18 protein-coding genes and 1 other RNA gene are annotated in these 20,276 nt (G+C 65.5%); 7 read left to right on the top strand and 12 right to left on the bottom strand.

The features are described from left to right. Positions 1-5: 5 nt before the first annotated feature. Genes QGN30_RS08955 through QGN30_RS08940 form a run of 4 tightly spaced genes read right to left on the bottom strand, consistent with a single transcriptional unit; the run spans position 6 to position 3,297 of the window. Positions 6-863, bottom strand: coding sequence for a TIGR03619 family F420-dependent LLM class oxidoreductase (locus QGN30_RS08955; protein ID WP_038537218.1), 858 nt, complete (start codon positions 861-863; stop codon positions 6-8). After that, on the bottom strand, positions 860-1,690 hold the full coding sequence (locus QGN30_RS08950) for a TauD/TfdA dioxygenase family protein (RefSeq protein WP_248923187.1): 831 nt from the start codon (positions 1,688-1,690) through the stop codon (positions 860-862). The genes QGN30_RS08955 and QGN30_RS08950 overlap by 4 nt, the downstream gene beginning before the upstream one ends. A gap of 3 nt (positions 1,691-1,693) precedes the next feature. Then, positions 1,694-2,017: a hypothetical protein gene (locus QGN30_RS08945; RefSeq protein ID WP_014380833.1), complete on the bottom strand. Its 324-nt coding sequence runs from the start codon at positions 2,015-2,017 to the stop codon at positions 1,694-1,696. Further along, positions 2,014-3,297 (bottom strand): aromatic ring-hydroxylating oxygenase subunit alpha, encoded by a 1,284-nt coding sequence (locus QGN30_RS08940; RefSeq protein ID WP_008259341.1) that lies wholly within the window; start codon positions 3,295-3,297, stop codon positions 2,014-2,016. Before QGN30_RS08940 ends, QGN30_RS08945 begins: the two co-directional genes overlap by 4 nt. 96 nt (positions 3,298-3,393) lie before the next feature. On the opposite strand from QGN30_RS08940, the gene QGN30_RS08935 reads away from it, so the two are divergent. Together QGN30_RS08935 and QGN30_RS08930 are read left to right on the top strand one after the other, a co-directional pair. Continuing rightward, positions 3,394-4,314, top strand: a complete 921-nt coding sequence (locus QGN30_RS08935) for a LysR family transcriptional regulator (RefSeq protein ID WP_136245779.1) — start codon at positions 3,394-3,396, stop codon at positions 4,312-4,314. 76 nt (positions 4,315-4,390) lie between these two features. Next, positions 4,391-6,928 (top strand): ATP-binding cassette domain-containing protein, encoded by a 2,538-nt coding sequence (locus QGN30_RS08930; protein ID WP_036389977.1) that lies wholly within the window; start codon positions 4,391-4,393, stop codon positions 6,926-6,928. 7 nt (positions 6,929-6,935) lie between these two features. Here the strand turns inward: QGN30_RS08930 and QGN30_RS08925 are convergent, their stop codons facing one another. Both QGN30_RS08925 and QGN30_RS08920 read right to left on the bottom strand, forming a co-directional pair. Next, positions 6,936-10,061, bottom strand: a complete 3,126-nt coding sequence (locus QGN30_RS08925; RefSeq protein ID WP_136246366.1) for a Kelch repeat-containing protein — start codon at positions 10,059-10,061, stop codon at positions 6,936-6,938. A 97-nt stretch (positions 10,062-10,158) separates the two neighbouring features. Continuing rightward, positions 10,159-12,360 (bottom strand): acyltransferase family protein, encoded by a 2,202-nt coding sequence (locus tag QGN30_RS08920; protein ID WP_042791977.1) that lies wholly within the window; start codon positions 12,358-12,360, stop codon positions 10,159-10,161. A 215-nt stretch (positions 12,361-12,575) separates the two neighbouring features. Between QGN30_RS08920 and QGN30_RS08915 the strand changes: the two genes are divergently transcribed. The 5 genes from QGN30_RS08915 (at position 12,576) to QGN30_RS08900 (ending at position 15,837) form a co-directional block, all read left to right on the top strand. Further along, on the top strand, positions 12,576-13,016 hold the full coding sequence (locus QGN30_RS08915; RefSeq protein WP_009954255.1) for a nitroreductase family deazaflavin-dependent oxidoreductase: 441 nt from the start codon (positions 12,576-12,578) through the stop codon (positions 13,014-13,016). 123 nt (positions 13,017-13,139) lie between these two features. Beyond that, positions 13,140-13,601, top strand: a complete 462-nt coding sequence (locus QGN30_RS08910; protein ID WP_014380839.1) for a DUF1942 domain-containing protein — start codon at positions 13,140-13,142, stop codon at positions 13,599-13,601. A 704-nt stretch (positions 13,602-14,305) separates the two neighbouring features. Then, positions 14,306-14,497 (top strand): DUF3263 domain-containing protein, encoded by a 192-nt coding sequence (locus QGN30_RS25740; protein ID WP_080552517.1) that lies wholly within the window; start codon positions 14,306-14,308, stop codon positions 14,495-14,497. Continuing rightward, complete coding sequence (locus QGN30_RS08905; protein WP_029384585.1) at positions 14,494-15,207, top strand: DUF4352 domain-containing protein; 714 nt, start codon at positions 14,494-14,496, stop codon at positions 15,205-15,207. Before QGN30_RS25740 ends, QGN30_RS08905 begins: the two co-directional genes overlap by 4 nt. A gap of 171 nt (positions 15,208-15,378) precedes the next feature. Beyond that, positions 15,379-15,837, top strand: a complete 459-nt coding sequence (locus QGN30_RS08900; protein WP_009954259.1) for a hypothetical protein — start codon at positions 15,379-15,381, stop codon at positions 15,835-15,837. Positions 15,838-15,933: 96 nt separating this feature from the next. On the opposite strand, the gene ssrA is transcribed toward QGN30_RS08900, so the two are convergent. From ssrA to ftsE, 6 genes are all read right to left on the bottom strand, one after another. Further along, positions 15,934-16,301, bottom strand: a transfer-messenger RNA (tmRNA) gene (gene ssrA / locus QGN30_RS08895). 165 nt (positions 16,302-16,466) lie between these two features. Beyond that, positions 16,467-17,312: a maleylpyruvate isomerase family mycothiol-dependent enzyme gene (locus QGN30_RS08890; protein ID WP_248923189.1), complete on the bottom strand. Its 846-nt coding sequence runs from the start codon at positions 17,310-17,312 to the stop codon at positions 16,467-16,469. A 19-nt stretch (positions 17,313-17,331) separates the two neighbouring features. Then, positions 17,332-18,075 carry an EamA family transporter gene (locus QGN30_RS08885; protein WP_434089309.1) on the bottom strand — a complete coding sequence of 248 codons (744 nt, stop codon included), beginning with the start codon at positions 18,073-18,075 and terminating at the stop codon, positions 17,332-17,334. A 95-nt stretch (positions 18,076-18,170) separates the two neighbouring features. Then, positions 18,171-18,680 carry an SsrA-binding protein SmpB gene (gene smpB / locus QGN30_RS08880; protein WP_009954261.1) on the bottom strand — a complete coding sequence of 170 codons (510 nt, stop codon included), beginning with the start codon at positions 18,678-18,680 and terminating at the stop codon, positions 18,171-18,173. 2 nt (positions 18,681-18,682) lie between these two features. Further along, positions 18,683-19,576 carry a permease-like cell division protein FtsX gene (gene ftsX, locus QGN30_RS08875; RefSeq protein WP_009954262.1) on the bottom strand — a complete coding sequence of 298 codons (894 nt, stop codon included), beginning with the start codon at positions 19,574-19,576 and terminating at the stop codon, positions 18,683-18,685. Next, complete coding sequence (ftsE, locus tag QGN30_RS08870) at positions 19,577-20,266, bottom strand: cell division ATP-binding protein FtsE (RefSeq protein WP_020415574.1); 690 nt, start codon at positions 20,264-20,266, stop codon at positions 19,577-19,579. Between the last annotated feature and the right edge of the window lie 10 nt (positions 20,267-20,276).

Below are 20,276 nucleotides of genomic sequence, written 5' to 3'. Positions count from 1 at the left end.
CCTGGTCAGAACGTTTTGCCGTGCAACTCTGCCAGCGCGTGAATCTGTTCGAGGTAGTGCTCGAGCGAATGGTGGATGAACCTGGCCGACAACGTGGTGGTCCCGGCGCCGGCGATGGTGTGCAGCGCGTCTTCGGTTTTCGCCGGCTCACCCACCGGGTCCAGTGGCTGGTCCGCGGGCAAGACGACCTCGAAGCCGTCCGGCAGCTCTCGCGCCCGCAGCCACTCGGCGGCGGTGGCAATGGACACGTAGTACGGACACCAGCCGTCGGCGAGCGTGAGCGCACGGCGCAACGACCGCTTGGTGCGCCCGCCGACCCAGATCGGCATATGTGGCTGCAGCGCACAGGGATCGATGGTGAGCCCACCGAACGAGTAGTACTCGCCGTCATACACCGGCTCGTTGGTGGGCAACGCCGCCCGCAGCGCCTTCAGGGCGTCGTCGGCACGAGCACCGCGGTCGTCGAACGGCGCGCCCAGCAGGTCGAATTCCTCCCTGAGGCTCCCGACGCCGACGCCCAGGATCACCCGGCCGCCGCTGACGTGATCCAATGTGCCATAACGCTTTACGATCGCGAGCGGGTGGTGATAGCCAAGCACCAGGGTCATCGTGACGAGCCGAATCCGGCTGGTGCGCGCCGACACGTAGCCGAGCGTGGCCAGCGGGTCCCAGTATCGGGAGCCGCGGCGGGCGGCCTCGGTCGACGGTATGCCGATGTGCTCGCTGCAGGTGAGGTGGTGATAGCCAAGGCCGTCCGCCGTTTCGGCGACGCGACCGATGTCTTCGATGGTGGCCGTCTTCTCCCACGTCAACGCCGCGCCGGCGACGTTCGTGACGACGGGTGTAGCGATGCCGAGTTTCAATCCAGCGGCTCTTCACCGGCAAGGACCGTGCGGTGCATGAGCCGACCGCTGTCAGCGGCATACGGCAGCGCCCGGTGCATGGTCCCGGTGTTGTCCCACATGAGCAGGTCGCCCAGCTGCCACTCGTGGCGGTAGACGTAGCGCGGCTGGGTCGCCCAGTCACGACGGCGCGCAAGCAATGCGCGGCTTTCTTCCACCGGCAGGTCGATCACGTAATCCGCCGTCGCACCGAGCAGCAACGACTTACGCCCCGATCGGTGAGTCCACACCATGGGGCAGGATTTCGTAGGCGATTTCTGCCAGAACGCGATCTCCTCGTAGCTCATCTCGGGTCGCACGTAGTACTGCGAGCGCTCCGCGCTATGCACCACCCGAAGGCCGGCGATCGTCTCCTTGTCGGCCTCCGGCAACTCCTCGTAGGCCGCGTAGGTGTTGCAGAACTCGGTCTGACCGCCGGAGTCGGACAGTTTCATGGCGCGCAACAGCGTGGCCAGATTCGGATAGGGCTGCAGCGAGCCGTCGAAATGCCAGAACAGCGAGCCTTTCAGGTATTCGGCGCGCTGATTGACGTTCGTGTCGAGCGAGATCTTGTAGATCCCGCCCTCACCCTCGTTCTGCACAATGCTGCCAAGGGTTTTCGCGAAGGTGACCTGCTGTTCGTCGCTGATCTGCAGTCCGCGAAAGAAGACCACCCCGCGCTGCTCGAGGATCGCGCGGATCGCCTCGGCTTCGCGACCACTGAGCAGCGTGTCGAGATCGGTCTTGATCTCGCTGCCGATCAACGGCGTGCAGTCGATGACGTCGAGTCGTGTGGTGGACAGTCCCATGCGTCAGCTCAATCTCGTGAGAATGGTCTTCGCCGAATGCTTTACCCGCGGCTGCCTCCACAACTCCACCGCCAACGAGACCGTGATCAGCGAGTACAGCAGATTGCGCAGGTTCGCGACGTCCTCGGGCAGCGGCTCGGCATAGTCGAACTTGTCGATGTAGGCGACCGCGTCCTCGGCGTGCGGAAAAACCTCGTCGTAGAACGCCTGTATCTCGGCCATGGAGCTGTTCACACGCTTCACGTAGCGCTCATGCCCATCCTCGATGGCCCATTCGGGCACCAGGTGCTCGAGTTGCGAGAACTCGTGCGGCAAAAGGGCGTTCATCGGCCGGCCTTCGCCTTCTCGCCGGCCGCCACATAATCGCCCACCACCTTGTGCAGGTGACGCAGCAGGATCTCCTCGTCATTCATCGTGAAATGCGTGAGCGCACCGCTGTTCAGCATCGCCTGCAACCCTTCCGACGGGCTCGCGTCTTCCAGGATGATGTCGTTGAGGAAGGTAACGGTGAGCTCTTGGCCCAGCCGTTCTTTGTGCGTCTTGGGCGGCTGGTAGAACATCTCGACTTCGAAGATGTGCGAGTGCGGGCCCGTCGGCCAGTGCGTGTGCGTACTGAAACCGGACGAACCGAAGATCAGCACGAAGTTGGGGAAGAACTGGAACGAATCGAAGCCGTACTTTTCCGAACGAGTCGGATTGAGCCCGGGCGGCATCGGGCCGCGATCGGTCCGCTTGTTCCACGGCCCGGCCGCGCTCGCCTCCATCACGCATTCAATGGGCTTGGAGTACGGCGTCTTCTGCGACGGCTCGCCGGCGAAGGAAAACATCCGGTGCGGACCCTTGAGCCGGTAGGCCAGCGCGTCGGTGAACGGGTTCGGCTGGTCGAAGGCGTCTCGCGCCTCCGCGGTGAGGGCGCCGAACGAGGACGCGTGCAGATACGGCCCGTGGTAACTTTCGGCGAATCCGTCGACGAAAATCTTCCAGTTGCACTGCAATTCGACCTTGAACCGATACACCTGGTGTGGCCCCGCAAACGGATAGCCTTCGATGCCGTGAGCCAGCTCGCCGAGGTAGGACCGCAGCGGCTCGGTGTTGTGCGGGTCGAGGTTGACGAAGATGAACCCCTCCCACACCTCGCATTGGATCGCCGGCACCCGACAGCTCTCGGCGTCGAAGTCGAGCAGCAGATCCTTGCGGGTGGCCGCGTGCAGCGAACCGTCCAACTTGTAGCGCCAGCCGTGGAATCGGCAGTACAGCACCGGGGCGCGACCTTGCACCTCTTCGAACGGGTCGTCTTCCCACAGCATCTTGTTGCCGCGGTGCGGACAGATGTTGTGGAAGGCGCGGATCACGTCGTCCTTGCCGCGAACGATGATGATCGACGTGTCGAGGAATCTCAGCTCGCGGGTGAAGTAGCTTCCCGACTTCGGCACCCGCTCAACCCGTCCGACGTAGAGCCAGGTTTTTTTGAAGACGTGCTCGCGTTCCTTCTCGTAGAACTCTTCTGAGACACAGTCCTCGAGTGACACTGGGCCACGGCCCAATTCGGGATAGGCATCCGTCCAGTGCCCGCTCGACGGCTTCGTCACCAAGACGTCCTGACTCATCGGGCCCTCCTCCGCCTCTCGGCCGAAGGTAGCACTTGACCAAATGCGCAAATAGGCCTTCAATTGCAACACCCTGTTGCAATTTTGGAACACCACGTGGAGCAGAACCTGCCGTTCGACCTCGATGCCTTGCTCGTATTCGGCAAGGTGGTCGAGTGCCGCAGCCTGTCGAAGGCGGCCGCGCTGCTGGGCATGCCCAAGTCCACTGTCAGCCGCAAGCTCAGCAAGCTCGAGGCGGACCTCGGGATCAAGCTGCTGCGCAAGAACACGCACCAGCTCACCGTCACCGACCTTGGCGAGAAGATCTACAGCCACGGCGTGACCATCTTGGCCGAGGCCAACGGGGTGCGGGCGCTGGTGGAAGGCAGCAAGCTCGAGCCGCAGGGTGAATTGCGCGTTGCCATCCCGGTATTTGTCGGCATCGACTACGCATCGCGAGTCGGCGCCAAATTCCTGAAGCAATATCCCCAGTCGCGGCTGGATATCCGCTTGGTGGACAACGTCGTTCATCCCGTCCACGACGGGTTCGACGTGGTTTTCGGCACGGGGCCGCTGCAGGACTCGACGCTGATCGCGCGCAAGGTCTTCAGCCTCGAACTGTTCCTTTGTGCATCACCGGAGTTCATACGGGAACTACCCGAACCCATCACCGCTCCCACCCAATTGGATACCGTGCCGTTCATCGACTGCGGAGTCAGCGAGGGACCGCGCAGGCTCACCGTCGCCAAGAACAAGCGGCGCCATGAGCTCTCGCCGATGGTTCGGGCGCGAGCCAACAATTTTCAGGTGTGCAAGCAGTACATCCTGAACGGGCTCGGTGTCGGTGCGATGCCGAGCCAGATCATCGTCACCTCCGAGTTGCGGGACGGCAGCATCGTGCCGGTGCTGCCCGAATGGCGCCTCGAGCAGCTTGACGTCTACATGATCCATCCCTTCCAGCTCTCGTTCTCCACGTTGATCAGCGCGTTTTACGAGACGGCGTGCGACATCATCACCGAGAACACCGCGCGAAGCTGAGGCGGCAAAACCGGCCGTCTGCACCTATAAAGCGAAAAAGTGAGCGTTTGCTGGCGGCGAGTCCAATACTTAGGTGATGAGTAGGCCTGCACCGCCCGTGCTGACGGTTCAATCGGAGTGGTCACAGCGCAGTTTCGCGCCGGGCCACGACATCGTGGTCGGAAGTGACCTCCGCGCCGACATGCGCGTCGCCCATCCGCTGATCGCCCGCGCCCACCTCCTGCTGCGCTTCGACGGGGCCAAATGGATCGCGATCGACAACGGTTCGCCCTCCGGCATTTTCGTCAATGGTCACCGGGTACGGGCCGTCGACATCCACGATCGCCAGAGCCTCAACCTCGCCCGGCCCGACGGGCCGCGTCTGAGCTTTGGGATCGGCCGGCACGACGGGGCGGTGGGCCAACTACCGCCCACCCTGGAGGCGGTGCCGGTGATCGCGCCGCCGGGCGCCCCGAAGACCGCCCGTCCGGAACCGCCACGGCGGCCCGGCGTCCCGCCGCCCCGCATCGCGCGACCGCAACCCGCCCCGCCGCGCTACCCGCCCGCCGGCCAGCCCCCGCGCGCTCCCCACCCGGCGCCGCAGCCGGCGGGGCTCCAGCCGCTCACCGAGATCGGGGCACAGACCCTTGAAGCCTCGGGCTTCGACAGCGCCAACCTGCGGCGCGCCGTGCAGCGGTCACGTTCGAGGCTCGGGGCGCCCCCCGCGGGGGCGGCGGTCATCGGCCGCGCGGAAGACAGCGACATCGTCATCTCGGACGTCTTGGCGTCGCGCCATCATGCCTACTTGGTGCCGGGCCCCACCGGCATGGAGATCCACGACGCGCAAAGCATCAACGGGACTTTCGTCAACGGCACCCGCATCTTGTCGGCACCGCTCACCGAGGGTGACGTGGTCACGATCGGCAACGTCGACCTGGTTTTCAACGGTGAAATCCTGCTGCGCCGCGCCGAAGCGGCCACCCGCACCGGCGGGCTGGAAGTGCGGGAGGTCGACTTTCACGTCGACAACAAGCGGCTGATCCAAAAGGTGTCCCTGACGGCGCGGCCCGGGACGCTGACCGCGCTCATCGGTGGGTCGGGAGCGGGCAAGAGCACGTTGTCCCGGCTGATCGCCGGCGCCACCTGTCCGACCTCGGGCTCGATCACGTTCGAGGGCCACGACATCCACGCCCAGTTCGCGTCGTTGCGCAGCCGGATCGGGATGGTGCCCCAAGACGACGTCGTGCACCGCCAGCTCACGGTGACCCAGGCGCTGAACTACGCGGCCGAGTTGCGGCTGCCGACCGACACCAGCAAGTCCGACCGCGCACAGGTCGTCGCGCAGGTCATCGAGGAACTCGGCTTGACCAAGCACGCCGACACGCGAGTCGACAAGCTGTCCGGCGGGCAGCGCAAGCGCGCCTCGGTGGCCCTGGAACTGCTCACCGGGCCGTCGCTGCTGATCCTCGACGAGCCCACGTCGGGCCTGGACCCCGCATTGGACCTGCAGGTCATGACGATGCTTCGGCAGCTGGCCGACGCCGGCCGCGTCGTGCTGGTGGTGACGCACTCGCTGAGCTACCTCGATCTGTGCGACCAGGTGTTGCTGATGGCGCCGGGCGGCAAGACCGCCTACTGCGGTCCACCCGGCGACATCGAAGCGACCATGGGAACCACCAACTGGGCCAAGATCTTTGGAATGGTGGGCGCGGACCCCGACGAAGCCAACCGTCGATTCCTGGCCCAAGCCAAACCGCCGCCTCCTGTATCCGACGCGGACAAGCCGGCCGATCTCGGCGCTCCGGCGCGCTCCAGCACCTGGCGTCAATTCTCGACGATCGCCCGCCGCCAGGTCCGGCTGATCGTCGCCGATCGCGCCTACTTCATCTTCCTGGCGCTGCTGCCGTTCGTGATGGGCGCGCTGGCGCTGACCGTTCCCGGCTCGACGGGATTCCGCGTGGCCGATCCGAACGGCGACGGGTCCGACGAGCCCGGATCGGTGTTGATGTTGCTGACCATGGCCGCCGTCTTCATGGGCACCGCGCTGACGATCCGCGATCTTATCGGCGAGCGCCCGATCTTTCGCCGCGAACAGGCGGTCGGCCTGTCGACCAAGGCCTATCTGCTCGCGAAGATGGCGGTCTTCTTTGTGTTCGCCATCGTCCAGTCGACGATCGCGACCACCATCACCATTCTGGGGAAAGGCGCGCCGACCCGGCCGGCCCTGCTCCTTGGCAGCGCCACACTCGAGCTGTACGTCGCCACCGCCGCCATGTGCGTGGCCGCGGCGATGATCGGCCTGGTCCTGTCCTCGCTGGCGCGCTCGAACGAGCAGATCATGCCGCTCCTGGTGGTGTCGCTCATGTTGCAGCTGGTGCTCTGCGGTGGGATGGTCCCGGTCACCGACCGGATCGGGCTGGATCAGATGTCCTGGGCGGTCCCCTCCCGTTGGGGGTATGCGGCGCAGGCTTCGACGGTCGACTTGTGGACGATCGAGCCCGGGCCGCTCGCCCCGAAAGACCGCCACTTTAAACACACGGCGGGGACATGGCTGTTCGACGTCGGCATGCTGGTGTTGCTGACGGTCGTGTACGCGGGAATCGTGGGGTGGCGCAGCCGGCTCAAGCGCCATTGATCCGTCGCTAGACGAAGTCCAAAGCCTCGACCGTCGCGACGGGGCCCTCATGGGTGGGCCGGTTTGCACCGCCAATGCAGTACACGGTGTTGCCCACCGCCGCGACCGCCTCAGCGTGACGCGGCGTCGGCAGCGGGGGCAGCGTGGACCACTTCGCATTTGCGATGTCGTACATTTCTGCGACTCCCAACACCTGGGTTGGTTCCTCACCACCGACCGCCACGATTCGGCCATCGATGAACGCGGCGCCGTAACTTCCACGCGGAGTTGGCATGTCGACCAACTTGGTCCAGGTCCCTGCTTGGGGATCGAACCGTTCGAACGCCGCGGAATTCTTGTCGGCGGACAGGAACCTCCCGCCGACCGCGTACATGTAGGTGCCGTCGGACGCCGCGGCCAAGTGTTCGCGCGGGGTGGGCATGTTGGCCGCGTCGCGCCACGAGCTGCCGTCGAAGACCTCGGTCTGGCCGACGAGCTGCTTGGCGTTCTGTCCGCCGGCGACGACGAGCTTGTCACCGACCACCGCGGCCGCCGGTGCCGCCCGCGCGTGGCTGAGGCCGGCCAGCTCCACCCAATTGCCGCCGCGCAACGCGAACACCTTGGTGGACGCCTGCGTGAGGTCGCCGCTGGCGCCGCCGAGGACCACCACCTCGTTGCGATACGTGGCCGCGGCGGCGTGGTGGAGCGGGACGGGCAGCGGGGGTTGGGCTTGCCAGGCGCCGGTGCGCGGGTCGTAACTCTCGACCGTCTGAAGTGCGACTCCGTCGCGCAGTCCGCCCATGATCCAGATCTTGTCGCCCAGCACGGTCCACGCCGTCATCAGCCGGGGTGTGGGCGCGTCCGGTAGCGAACGCCACTGCGCGGCCGGCTGGGCCAGGCGTGGCGGCAGCTGTAACGCCTCGGCCGTCGCGGTCACCTGGTCGTCACCGACGGCCGTCGACCCCCCGACGGCGTAGATGGACTTCCCCACCGCATCGACCGCCATGCCGTGGCGCGCAGTCCCCATGTCCGGCAAGCCATCCCACGTCTTCGTCGACAGATCGAACACCGCCACGCTCTTGAGGACTTGCCCCGCCGACTGACCCCCGGCGGCGACCAGGCGCCGGTCCGCGATCGCCACGCCAAGGTCACTGCGAGGCTGGGGAAGGTCGGGCAATTTCGTCCAGGTTTTCGCGGCCGGGTCGTACGCCTCGACCGCTACCAGGTCGGCGTTCCCGTTGGTCCCGCCGACCGTGTACACCAGTTTCCCGTCCGAGGCCGCGGCCAGCATCTGTCGCGGGGTCGGGATGGGGGTGCCGAGGGTCCAGGCGTTGCCGTCGAAGATCTCGGTGGAGTTCAGCAGCGCTCCGTTGGCGTCGACGCCGCCGGTGACGATGATGCGGTCACCCACCACGGCCGCCGCCGCTGCCGCGCGGGGCTGCAACAGGTGGGGCAGCTCCACCCAGTGACTGTTGACCACGCGCCAAACCTGGTCGCTGGCAACCTTTTGCGCGCCCGCGGCGCGCCAGCCGCCGAGCACGATCGGGTTTCCCTGCCACGTCACGGCCATGGCCTGTTGAACCGGGACCGGGAGATCGTCGCCGCTCTTCCAGCTGTCGATGACGGGGTCATACCCCTCGTGGTTTGCGACGACGGCGTGGTTGCTGCCGATTCCGCCGAATATCCAGATCGTGCCGTCGGCCTGGGTGGTTGCCGCCGCGTCGCGTGCGATGCGCGCGTTCGTGATCGGCTGCCACTTCACCGACGCCTGGCTCGGCTGGCTCGCGGCGGCCTGGGGGTGCCGCTTGCCGTGCGTCAGCAGCACGTAGACGCCGCTGCCCAGCACCAACACGGCCACCACGATCGCGACGGCGATCAGCGCCGCGGTGGCGCGGCTTCGCTTCGCTTTCGACGGTTTCGGCCACGCCACCGCGCCGGTCGCCAATCCGCGCGGCGTATCCGGAACACGGTCGGCAGAACTCGTCGGCGCGATCGCGTCGGTGACACTTGTCTGTTCGGGGATCATCTGGGTGGGCTCGGACGTGTTTGGGCCGCGCGAGACAGCGGGTGCGCGGCCCGGCTGCGGGCGACCGGGCGGCCGTGACGGCGGATGCGGTGGCGTCGAGGTGGTGCGATCTCCCAGCGCATTCATCAGCGAGGTGGCACTTTCCGGGCCGGCGATCCGTGGGCCCGGTTTGGCGATCCTCGGCGGTCTCGGCACCGGCCGCGCGATGCGCCCCGAACCCGCACCCGCGGCGGTAATCGCCATGGAATCGGGCTTTAATCCGTTGCGGCGCAGGCTCTCCTGCAATTCGCGGCCGAACTCCGCCGCTGACGCCGGCCGTTCGGCGGGATCGAACCGCATCGCTTTTTCGATCGCCGAACAGACCGCGTCGGGGATCCCATTGGGGCGCAGGTCCGGGACCCGCGTGCTTTTGATCCGGGTGTACTGCGCGAGGAGGTCTTCGCCGCTGCGGCGCTCGCATGCGGCGTTGCCGGCGATGAGCGCATAGAGCGTGGCACCGAGCGAGTAAACATCGGTCTCGACCGTCGCCGGATCGCCGGTCATGACCTCGGGCGCGAGGAAATCGACTGTGCCGGAAAACAACCCGGACGCCGTTTCATAGCCTCCAGCGACGTGCGCCGTCCCGAAATCGGTGAGCTGCGGTTCGCCGTAGTCGTTGACGAGAACGTTCGCGGGCTTGATATCGCGGTGCAAAGTTCCTGTCAGGTGAGCGGTTTCGAGCGCCCCGCACAATTTCACACCGATCCGCATCGCTTCGGGCCAGGCGATCGGCCCCTCTCGCTGCACCCGCAGGCCCAGGGAACCGGCGGCGCAGTACGACATCACGATATAAGGCCGGCCGCCCGCGGTGACGCCGACGCGCAGAATGTTGACGATGTTCGGATGGCCCGACAGGCCGCCCATGGCGTAGCCCTCGCGGAGAAATCGTTCGCGACTCTCGTCGTCGCCGAAGGTCGGCAACACCTTGATGGCGACGTTGCGACCGAGCGCAGTCTCGCGACAGCGATACACCACGCCGGCGGCGCCTCGAGCGATCTGGCGCGCGTTGTCGAATCCGGCGGCAGCCAACTCCGCGACGATGTCGCTCGGTCCCGGCGCCCGGGGGCGAGCCTTGGGTCTTTCAGCCATTTCGTGGCCTCAACTTCCCAGGCAACTGATGATCGAGTTAAGGGTAGCGAACATGAGCGCACCGGCTGAACGGTTCCGGTGAGGATCGTCGCAAAGCTCAGCCGGGGAGCAGCGCGCGATCGGCCAGCGCGCCCATCACCGGCGCCAGTTCCCGGGCGTATTCGAACGTCAGATGGTTGGCGTCGTGGAACACCACGGTGTTGCCGACGATGACCGGGCACCGGTTCAAGGTGCAGAACAGCTCGGTGAGGTCGGCGTACTGTCCGCCGCCGGCTTTGGTGGCCGCCGCCTCGGCGGCGATGCCCGGATCGTTCACCGCCGTCGATCTCGGCGGCGCGCAGGCCGTCGCGTCATCGAGGTGACCGGACAGGCAGGTCGGCACCAATGCGTGCGGATCCGGGGCCGGCCCGAGCACCAGCACCTTGGCACCGGTACCGCGCAGCTGCTGGACGAGTCGGGTCAGGCTGCCGAGCCAGGCCGAGTCGTATGACGTGACACCGGCCGGAAAGTCGTAACGGTCACCGTATTTGCGCCACAGGCTCAACACGACCAACTGTGGATGCTGGTTGCGCAGGCGGGCGACGACCAGATCGCGCCACTTGTCGCACTCGGTGAATTCCCGGCGCAGGAACGGGTTGATGATGGGCAGGTCCAGCATCGGGCAGCCGCCTTTGGTCAGGGCCTCCAGCCGCCAGTGCCGCCGCCCGGTGACCTGCTGGAATGCAGGGATCCACATCGCTGCGGTCGAGTCACCGACCAGGGCGACGCCGGTCTTCGACGCCCTGTCGCCGCTGATGCACTCGGGCTGATCGGCCTCCAAAAAATTGCGCAAGCAGCCCTTGAAGTAGGCGATCGGGTTTTCGGCTGAAGCAGCGCCGATCGATGGGTCGAGATTCGACGGGACTGCCTTGAGATCGGCGGATACCGCGACCATCGTCTGCACTTGCGCAAACGCGTACTGCACCGCCGCGTCGTACGCGTCGAGGCTGTCACCCGCCGGTGGTATCGGCCCGGTGACTTTCAGCGCCGCCGCCGGGGCACCGTGACCGACGGGGGCGGGGATCGCCACCAACAACGCCGCGCCCACGCATACCGCCACCGCGGTCGCACCGCCACCGAGCAACAGGCTGCGGAACGCGGACCGGCGCACGAAAGGGGCGAAGCGGAGCGGGTTTTCGATGAAGCGCAGGGTGAGCACGGCCAGACCGCCGGATATCGCGACCGTCGCCAGCCTGCCCACCAGTCCCAGCGGATGGCCCAGCAACGGCGGCGCGAGCAACAACACGGGCCAGTGCCAGAGATACCACGAATACGAAATTCGGCCGATGGCTCCGATCGGCGACCACGCCAAAAGGTGCCCGCACCCTCGGGTGGGGTGGACACAGCCCGCGCCGATCACGAGTGCGGTGCCGAGCACGGGCAGCAGGGCGGCCGTGCCCGGGTAGGGCGTCATCACGCTCAAGACCGTGCAACCCAGCAGGATCAGTGCCAGGCCCGCCCATCCCGCGATCGCGGCGGGCAGCGCCGCCAGCCGGCGCCACTGGGTGGTCGTCAGGGCCACCAGGCCGCCCACGGCCAACTCCCACGCCCGGGTGGGCAGTGAAAAGAACGCGACGGAAGGCACGATCGGGGTGGCCAGCAGTGACGCGGCAAACGACAGGACCGCGACCAGCGCAAGGACCAGGAGATAAGGACGCTCGGACGACACGCCCGCGGCGCGCCGACGCCGCCGCCGGGTGGCCCAGGCCGTACCGATGATGACGGCCGGCCACACCAGGTAGAACTGCTCCTCGACGCCCAGGGACCAGTAGTGCTGGAACGGCGACGGCGGCGTGTAGGCAAGTTGGTAGTCGATGCCGTGGAAGACGAACCAGTAGTTGCCGATGTACAGCGCGCTGGCGATGCCGTCACCGATGACGCCCTCGGCTTGCAACGGGGGCAACAGGATCGCCGAGGCGATCGCGGTGACAACGCCCACCGCAGCCGATGCCGGCAGCAGCCGGCGGGCTCGCGCCCCGTAGAAGCGGCCCAGCCGGACGGTGCCTGCAGTGCTTACCTCGCGGTAAAGCATTCCGGTGATGAGGAATCCCGAGATGACGAAGAACACGTCGACGCCGGTGAACCCACCGCCCACACCGGGCACGCCGGCATGAAAGAGCACGACGGCCAACACCGCGACGGCACGCAGGCCTTCGAGGTCTTGGCGAAATGCCGGCTTCGGCGGACGCAGGCCCCGCGCTTGCGTGACGGGGCTGACGCTCTCAACGTCTGCCATCGTCACCAACTGGGTGAAGGGCAACTCTCGAGAATGGTAGATACATGCGAAATCGCGACGGGGCAGCTATGTCAGTATCTGCGCCAATTACCGTCTGACCCCCCTTGACCCCAACCGCCCCTTCAGTCCGAGGTGACTATAGCTATCTCCGCGGCCATGTGCGGATATACGTCCGAATTGCCTCCCGCTTCGAGGAACCCCCTGGCAAATACCGGCGCCGCCGAGCGAAACTGACAGCTATGAGTTTCGTGGAGGAAAAGGTGCTTCCGCAGCTGCTGCGAGTGCACGACACGGTGTATCAGAAGACGAATGGCTGGATCGGTCACCGCGCGCTGTGGATACCGAGCCTGCTGCTGCATACCGTCGGCGCGAAGACCGGTAAACGACGCACGACGTCGCTGACCTATGCCCGCGACGGTGACAAGTATCTGGTCGTCGCCTCCAAGGGCGGCGCCCCCGAAGCCCCCGGCTGGTACCACAACCTGAAAGCCAACCCCGACGTCGAGATCAACGTCGGACCACGGCGTTTCGCCGTCACCGCGCGACCGGTGCTGCCCGATGACCCCGACTACCCGCGGCTATGGCAGATCGTCAACAACAACAACCAAAACCGCTACGTGGAGTATCAGAAGCGGACGTCACGACCCATCCCGGTGGTCGTCCTGAGTCCGAAAGGCTAGAACGATTCACCCTCTGACCTCGCCCGAGCAGGTTTGAAACCGGCGAGTCTGGATACCTCCCGGGGATGTCGAGCAAGCGGCTAGCGCTTCTTGACCGCAGGGACCTAGGGAAGGGGTTTTGCCATGGTGCTCTCCAAGGTTGCCATGAAGACGACGGCGGCCGCCGCCGGCATCGCGACGGCGGGAATTCTGATGGCGTCGCCGGCGCTGGCGGATCCGCAAGTCGTAGCGTTTGGCCAATCCGCAGAGATTCCGAGCGCAAACGGCGCAGAAGCCATCAACTACACCGTGAACAACTTGCAGCCCAGCGGCCACAACGATGGCATCTGGTACTCCGACGTCACGGCCACAGGTGTGCGCGGTAATGCGACTCCGGTCATTGCCGACTTCAACGCGCGTGCCGTCAACAGCTCGACCTACGCGGTCATGAAAGGGCATGAAGTAGACGGCCTGCCGAACCAGCCGATCGCGCCGGGCGCCCAGGCGACCGGGCGGCTCTACTTCGACGTTCGAGGCGGCACGGCGCCGGACAGCGTTGTCTACCGGGATGCCGCCGGCGTCGACAAGGTCGTCTGGAAGAGCTAGCGAGTAGGTGAGCTTGGACCGTGACCGCGGGAGGGTTCCCCGTGTTCACTGAGCACGTCACCACTGCCGGAATAGCAGACTTCGCCTAGGGCGTCCGGTTGGTGTCATGCCTCGGGTGCCGACGAGGTCGGTCTGCCCAACGTGGCTACTGCTGACTTTGAAAACCGGACAAGGCTTAGGGCTCTGGCTAGCTGATTTTGACTTTCGCGCATCGAATCCGATTCGCTGCCGGACGCAGGCCGGGGTCTAGAGGGGGCGGGCGGCGATCGAGTACATCGGCGCGACAGCTTCGGCCGTTGTTGGCGGGGCGCGCGCCGTCGGGCATTGTTGGGCCGCGTGGAAATGGGCCACGCTGGGAGCGCCTGACCTCTCAGGTCAACGCACGTCTACGTTGGGAATCGCAAAAGGCTGTCACCGCCGACGGCGACCACCTCCCCCCACTGCCTTGAGCAAGATTTGGCGGCAGGAAGTTCTGGTGCCCTTAGCGGGCGTCGATGAAATCTTGGCCAATCCAGAGGTCAGCCTGGCCTCGGAACCGGCAGCGCATCGAAATCTTGGGCGGCGGGAATGCGGCTTTTCGACGCCACGGCGAAGACCGACCCGACTTACCACGCTCGACCCAATACAGGTAGCCGAGCTCCGAGCACCAATGGACGGAGACTGGCTATGGACTCGCTGACCGAGAACAGCGGGCGATCATCGATATGGAGCGTCAGCGTTGGGCGACCGTCGGTGGGAAAGAAACGGCGGTTCCCGAACGGTTCAGCACGACACCCATTTGTTATTACCAGCTGACGATCCAGGTTCTCGCCTCGGCTTTTACGCCTGCCTACGATCCATTAATTACGAATCAGCTCCGTCGAATTCGTCTGCGACGTAAGGTTTGTGAACTATGACGACTCCCCCATCGCCTCCGCCCGGGTGGTACCCAGACCCGTCAGGGACACCCAATACACGATACTGGGACGGCCAGCAGTGGGGACCCGCGGCGCCGAGCACACCTCCACCCGCTGTCGCGCCGGCAGCACCTCCCAAAAAGAAGACCAGCACAGGCCGGATCATCGCAATAATCGCGGCCGTCTTCGTCGGGCTGATAATTCTCGGCTCGATCGGCAACCACGACAAGCAGCCAACAACATCGACGTCGACTTCCTCGGCATCCACACCTGGTTCCTCCGCCGAGACACCGAAGACGCCGTCGTCAGCCTCCAAACCGATTGCGTCGATTGGCCAAGAAGTCAGGGATGGCCAGTTCGCATTCACCGTGGTCTCGGTAGACCGCTCTAAGCAGGCTGGCGACTTGAGCAATCAGTTCGAAATCGTAACGGCGCAGGGCGAATTCCTCAACGTGCACATGACGGTTGCGAACACCGGCAATCACGCTCAGTCATTTTTCGCCACGAACCAGCATCTGAAGATCGGCGGCAAAACGTACGACGCAAACGGCATGGCCGCATTGTGGACGAGCTCAGCGAATGAAGAAGTTAACCCGGGCAACAGCATTCAGGTAGTGGTGTCGTTCGATGTGCCGCCGGGCGCCAGCGGCGGCACGCTTCAGCTGCATGATTCTGCCTTCTCTGGTGGCGTGCAAGTGGGTCTTCCCTGACACTGCGGGCGCGAGGGCTTTCGGGCGGGGCTAGCGGGCCGCGAGCTGCGGCGCGAATACGGGAACACCCGGCCATACTGGCCGTGCAATTCATACTTGATTGACTCCTTCGACCCGGTTATGGCGTCTCTGACCTAGGCGGCGAACCGAACCGGAGGCACGATGTCTCTCATGGTCGCCGTCTACCGCGCGCCGATGCGTTCCCGCAACGATGCCGTCGATCCACAACCTGCGATCGATCGCGCCCGACGGCTCGGCCTGTGCGGCTTCGGGCAATACGTGGATCGGTCGGGCGAACAGGAACGGCTTGTCCGTCGGGTCGGCCGATTCGCCGAGGTCGACGACGGCTCGTTTGTGTGGACCCGCGACACCGACGGGTGGTTCTGGTTAGGCCGCATCGCCGGGCCGTACTTCTATGACGCCGACGAACAGGCCGCGGCAGTGGATTTGGTGCACGTGCGACCGTGCGAGTGGCTGTCGTCACCGATGCCGGAGCAGGATGTGCCGTCCGCCGTCATTGCCACATTCGGCCGCGGTGGACGGAACTTCCAGGAAATCCACCACCCCTCGATCGGTGAGCGCACGCAAAGGATTTGGGATGCTCGCGGGAATCAGTCTGCAGGCGACTAGCCGAACCTGCAGACCGCGGACAGCTTAAGCGCTACGACCTGGGCCCAAAAAGGAAGCAGGCCAGGCGCGATAACACCGCCTGACCTGCTTCTTCCCTTGTGGAGCTGCCGGGAATCGAACCCGGGTCCTACGGCATTCCCTCAAGACTTCTCCGTGCGCAGTTCGCTATGCCTCTACTCGGATCTCCCGGTCACGCGAACAAGCCGAGATGACGATCCCAGTCGCTGTTGGTGTCCCGATAAGTCCCGCGACCGGACTCATCGGTGGATCCCTCTAGCTGACGCCAGGCTCCGGGTCGAGGGCGTTCCCGGTCTGACGGACTAGCTGTCGCTTAGGCAGCGAGAGCGTAGTCGCGCTGATGTGAATCGGCGCTTATCTGTTTGCAACGACGCTTACGGTGGTCGGTTGCCTGCACCGGCACGCTTCCCTTGATTCGATGCGCGAAGTCGAAACCTTTCAGCCCCTCGCATCCCGCCGACTTTCGGCAGGAATATCAATGGTACCCGCCTATCAACCAGCGGCAATGGGATTATCTTCCCCGCCGGGCCACGAGCGTCGACTCGTTGCGCGAAAAACCCCCATATCAACGCATCAATCCGACGTTCGTCGCGAAAGGCGACGAAGAGCGGTCAGGTCACGAAGTTGAGGTGCTCGACGATCTGGCCGGCCACGTCTTTGTCGCCACCGAGTTCGACGTCCTGGGCGCGCGCGGGGCACATCGGCCGGCCGCCGGCGAGCCTGGTGAACTGCAGCCCGTCCAGCCGGATCGTCGCCGTCGGCTCTCGTCCCGCGAAGCTGTCGACGACGGCGGCCCGACCGTCGACCCTGACCCGGATGGTGCGGGCCAGCGGGCCGGTGAGTTCGAATTGGACGCGCGAACCCTCGGGGGCCTTGGCCAGCCTGCCCACGACGTAGCCCATCGTGGCGGCGATCTCGTCGACGGCAAGCGAGGCCGCCGGGCCGGCGAGCTCGTCGTCGGAGGGCGGCCGCTCCAATGCGACGCGGATGTCTTGCTCGTGCATCCAGCAATCGAACACCCGGATCCGCATGAACCGGCCGTAGGTGTCCGGACCCGTGGGAGTCGCCGTCACCGCGTTCCACTCCTCATCGGACAGGGCCGTCAGGGCCGCGCGCCGGTCGTCGGTGATCGCCCGGAAGCTTTCCAGCACATCGGCATCCGCGTGGGTGCCCAGATGGCGAACCCAACACTCGTTCATCGCTCCGATGTCGTTGCGCACGTGCTCCAGCACGGAGACATCGATGTCGGGCTGGGGCGCGGCGATGCCGGCGAGGAAGGACTCGGTGCCGATCATGTGCGACACCAAGGCCTTGACGTCCCAGCCCGGCAGCGGACTCGCCGCCCGCCATTGCGCCTCGGACAGGCCCGCCAACAGCGCGTCGAGGTCGTCCCAAACGGCGAACAGACCGGTGAGCACGGTGGACTTGTCGAGTTTGGTGACGGGGCGATCGGCCATGGTCAGGATCGTAGGCCGGTCAGGCCGACGCGATCATCGCCACGGACCCCATCGCGAGCACCATGCCGATCCCCTGCCAGCGGGTCACCCGCTCCCGCAGCACGACCATCGCCAGGACGACCGTCGCCGCCGGATACAGCGAGATCAGGATGCTGGCCAACGACAGCAGCCAGGTGTGCAGGGCCGCCAGCATGGTGATGTTGGCGAAGATGTCTAGGACGGCGACGGCGACCGCCAACCGCAACGGCTTGCCGCGCGGCATCTTCAGGTTCTGGCTGGTTGCGGCCATCGCGAAGATCACCAGGCTGGCCGCCACCCGGGCGAACACCAGCGGCCAGAGCTTGCAGACGTGGGGTGCCTGGTGCAGAAACACCAGGTTCAGTCCCATCGCCGAGCCCGCAACGACCGTGAGCCAGGCCACTTTTGGGGTGAACCGATATGGGGTCCCCTCGACGGGGGCCTCGCGGCTGACCAGCATCACCGCCCCCAGGGCCAGCACGACACCCACCAGGGCCGCCTGCCCCGGCCGCTCCCCCAGAGCCATACCCACTGCGACGGGTACCGCGGCGTTCAGCACGGCCGCCAGCGGTGAGACGACGGAGATCGGTCCCGAACCCAGCGCCGCGAAGAACGCCCACATGCCGAACGCCATGCCGATTCCGTAGAGGGTCCCCCACAGAACGGCCCCGACATGAATAGGGCCACCGACGAAGATGGCCATCACACCGAGTAGGACTGTCTCGATCGGATAGGCGACCAGCATGACGCGCAGCGCGGCCACCCGCCGAGCTGCGACACCGCCCACAAAATCGCTGACACCGTACGTAACGGCTGACAGCTGGGCGTACGCGGCGCCGATCAGGTCATGCCCTTCGCTCGGCGCCCTAGTTCACGGACCACTTCGCGCTGTGCGTCGCGCTGGGCCATGTCCTGGCGTTTGTCGTAAGCCCTTTTGCCGCGCGCAAGGGCCAGTTCGACCTTGACCTTGCCCTCGGAGAAATACAGAGACAGCGGCATCAAGGCGAGGTTACCATCTCGAATCTTGCCGACCAGCCTGTCGATTTGTTGCCGATGTAACAACAACTTTCGGTTGCGCCGGGGGTCATGATTGGTCCAGCTACCGTGCTGGTACTCCGCAATGTACAAGTTGCGCAACCACACTTCGCCGTCGTCGATCGTTGCGAAGGCGTCAGCTAACGAAGCTTGGCCCTCGCGCAGGCTTTTGACCTCGGTGCCTTGCAGCGCGACCCCGGCCTCGAACGATTCGATGATCGAATAGTTATGCCGCGCTTTGCGATTGGTGGCCACAACTTGTTTGCTGCCGCCTTTGCCGCCCGCCGCCTTGGCCCGGCCGGATCCCTTGGCCACAGCTACCGCCGGATATAGAGGCGCAAGGTCGCGTACGCCGTCAGGGCCGCCATCGACACGCCGAGCAGGAACAGCCACGGCGAGATATAGAGGATGTCGGCGTAGTCGACCTTGGCGATCAGGTGAGCTTGGTAGAACTGGCTCAGCGCGTTGTCCAGGAACAAGGCCCGCACCAACATCAGGCCGATGACCGCGATGGCGACACCGATGGACGCGGCCAGCATCGCCTCCACCAGGAAGGGCAGCTGGGTGTACCACCGGCTGGCGCCCACCAGCCGCATGATCCCGATCTCCGTGCGTCGCGTGTAGGCCGCGACCTGCACCATGTTGGCGATCAACAGGATCGCCCCGACCGCCTGCACCAGCGCGACGGCGAACGCGGCATCCCGCAACCCGTCGAGCACCGCGAACAGCCGGTCGATCAGGTCCTTCTCGTTGAGGATGCTGCGCACCCCCGGCTGCCCCTGCATCGCGGCGTCGAATTCCGCGTGCTGTTCGGGGTTGTTGAGTTTGACGATGAACGACGCGGGGAACGAGTCCTTGCCCGCGACGTCCTTGAACTCCGGGAACTTCTTGATGGCGTCGTTGTAGGCGTCCTGCCGGTTGACGAACCGCACCGACTTGACGTCCTGTCGCGCATCGACCTTGTCGCGCAGCGCCTTACACGGAGCGGACGCGCACGTCGCGTCGTTGGCGGAGATGTCGTCGGTGAGGAAGACTTGCGTCTCGACGCGGTCGAGATAGATCTCCCGGGAGTTGTCGGCCAGCCGTACCACCAGCAGGCCGCCGCCGAACAGCCCGATCGAGATGGCAGTCGTCAGGATCATCGCGGCCGTCATCGTGACGTTGCGGCGAAGGCCGGTCAGGACCTCGTTGAGCAGGAAGCCGAAGCGCACTTAGCGGTCCATCCCGTAGACGCCACGCTGCTCGTCGCGCACCAGCCTGCCCAACGACAGCTCGACGACGCGCTGGCGCATCGAGTCGACGATGTGATGGTCGTGCGTCGCCATCAACACCGTCGTCCCGGTGCGGTTGATCCGCTCCAACAAATCCATGATGTCCTTACTGGTATCTGGGTCGAGGTTGCCCGTCGGCTCGTCCGCCAGCAGCACCAACGGCCGGTTGACGTAGGCCCGCGCGATCGCCACGCGTTGCTGCTCGCCGCCGGACAGCTCGTGGGGCAGCCGGTTTGCCTTCCCCGACAGGCCGACGGTTTCCAGCACGTCGGGCACCACGCGGTTGATCGCGTCGCTGCGTTTGCCGATCACTTCCAGCGCGAAGGCGACGTTCTCGTACACGGTCTTCTGCTGCAGCAGGCGAAAGTCCTGAAAGACCGTTCCGATCACCTGACGCAGCTTCGGTACGTGACGACCGCGCAGCTTGTTGACGTGGAACTTCGACACTCGGATGTCGCCGGAGGTCGGGCTCTCCTCGCCGAGCAGCAGCCGCATGAACGTCGACTTGCCCGAACCCGACGGGCCGATCAGGAAGACGAATTCACCCTTGTCGATCTTGACGTTGACGTCCTCCAATGCGGGACGGGCCGCGCTTTTGTACTTCTTGCTGACGTGGTCCAGGGTGATCATCACGGCACGC

Source organism: Mycobacterium sp. 3-98, from assembly GCF_035918355.1.
GTDB classification, from domain to species: domain Bacteria; phylum Actinomycetota; class Actinomycetes; order Mycobacteriales; family Mycobacteriaceae; genus Mycobacterium; species Mycobacterium intracellulare.
The sequence above is the reverse complement of the archived record's forward strand: the minus strand, read 5'-3'. Positions and strand labels throughout refer to the sequence as shown.

What these genes read in the sequence shown, in the direction of transcription:
- QGN30_RS08950 (WP_248923187.1), bottom strand. Translation starts at nt 1,690, where the DNA reads ATGGGACTGTCCACCACACGACTCGACGTCATCGACTGCACGCCGTTG.
- QGN30_RS08945 (WP_014380833.1), bottom strand. Translation starts at nt 2,017, where the DNA reads ATGAACGCCCTTTTGCCGCACGAGTTCTCGCAACTCGAGCACCTGGTG.
- QGN30_RS08940 (WP_008259341.1), bottom strand. Translation starts at nt 3,297, where the DNA reads ATGAGTCAGGACGTCTTGGTGACGAAGCCGTCGAGCGGGCACTGGACG.
- QGN30_RS08930 (WP_036389977.1), top strand. Translation starts at nt 4,391, where the DNA reads ATGAGTAGGCCTGCACCGCCCGTGCTGACGGTTCAATCGGAGTGGTCA.
- QGN30_RS08925 (WP_136246366.1), bottom strand. Translation starts at nt 10,061, where the DNA reads ATGGCTGAAAGACCCAAGGCTCGCCCCCGGGCGCCGGGACCGAGCGAC.
- QGN30_RS08915 (WP_009954255.1), top strand. Translation starts at nt 12,576, where the DNA reads ATGAGTTTCGTGGAGGAAAAGGTGCTTCCGCAGCTGCTGCGAGTGCAC.
- QGN30_RS08910 (WP_014380839.1), top strand. Translation starts at nt 13,140, where the DNA reads ATGGTGCTCTCCAAGGTTGCCATGAAGACGACGGCGGCCGCCGCCGGC.
- QGN30_RS25740 (WP_080552517.1), top strand. Translation starts at nt 14,306, where the DNA reads ATGGAGCGTCAGCGTTGGGCGACCGTCGGTGGGAAAGAAACGGCGGTT.
- QGN30_RS08905 (WP_029384585.1), top strand. Translation starts at nt 14,494, where the DNA reads ATGACGACTCCCCCATCGCCTCCGCCCGGGTGGTACCCAGACCCGTCA.
- QGN30_RS08900 (WP_009954259.1), top strand. Translation starts at nt 15,379, where the DNA reads ATGGTCGCCGTCTACCGCGCGCCGATGCGTTCCCGCAACGATGCCGTC.
- QGN30_RS08890 (WP_248923189.1), bottom strand. Translation starts at nt 17,312, where the DNA reads ATGGCCGATCGCCCCGTCACCAAACTCGACAAGTCCACCGTGCTCACC.
- QGN30_RS08885 (WP_434089309.1), bottom strand. Translation starts at nt 18,075, where the DNA reads ATGCTGGTCGCCTATCCGATCGAGACAGTCCTACTCGGTGTGATGGCC.
- ftsE (WP_020415574.1), bottom strand. Translation starts at nt 20,266, where the DNA reads ATGATCACCCTGGACCACGTCAGCAAGAAGTACAAAAGCGCGGCCCGT.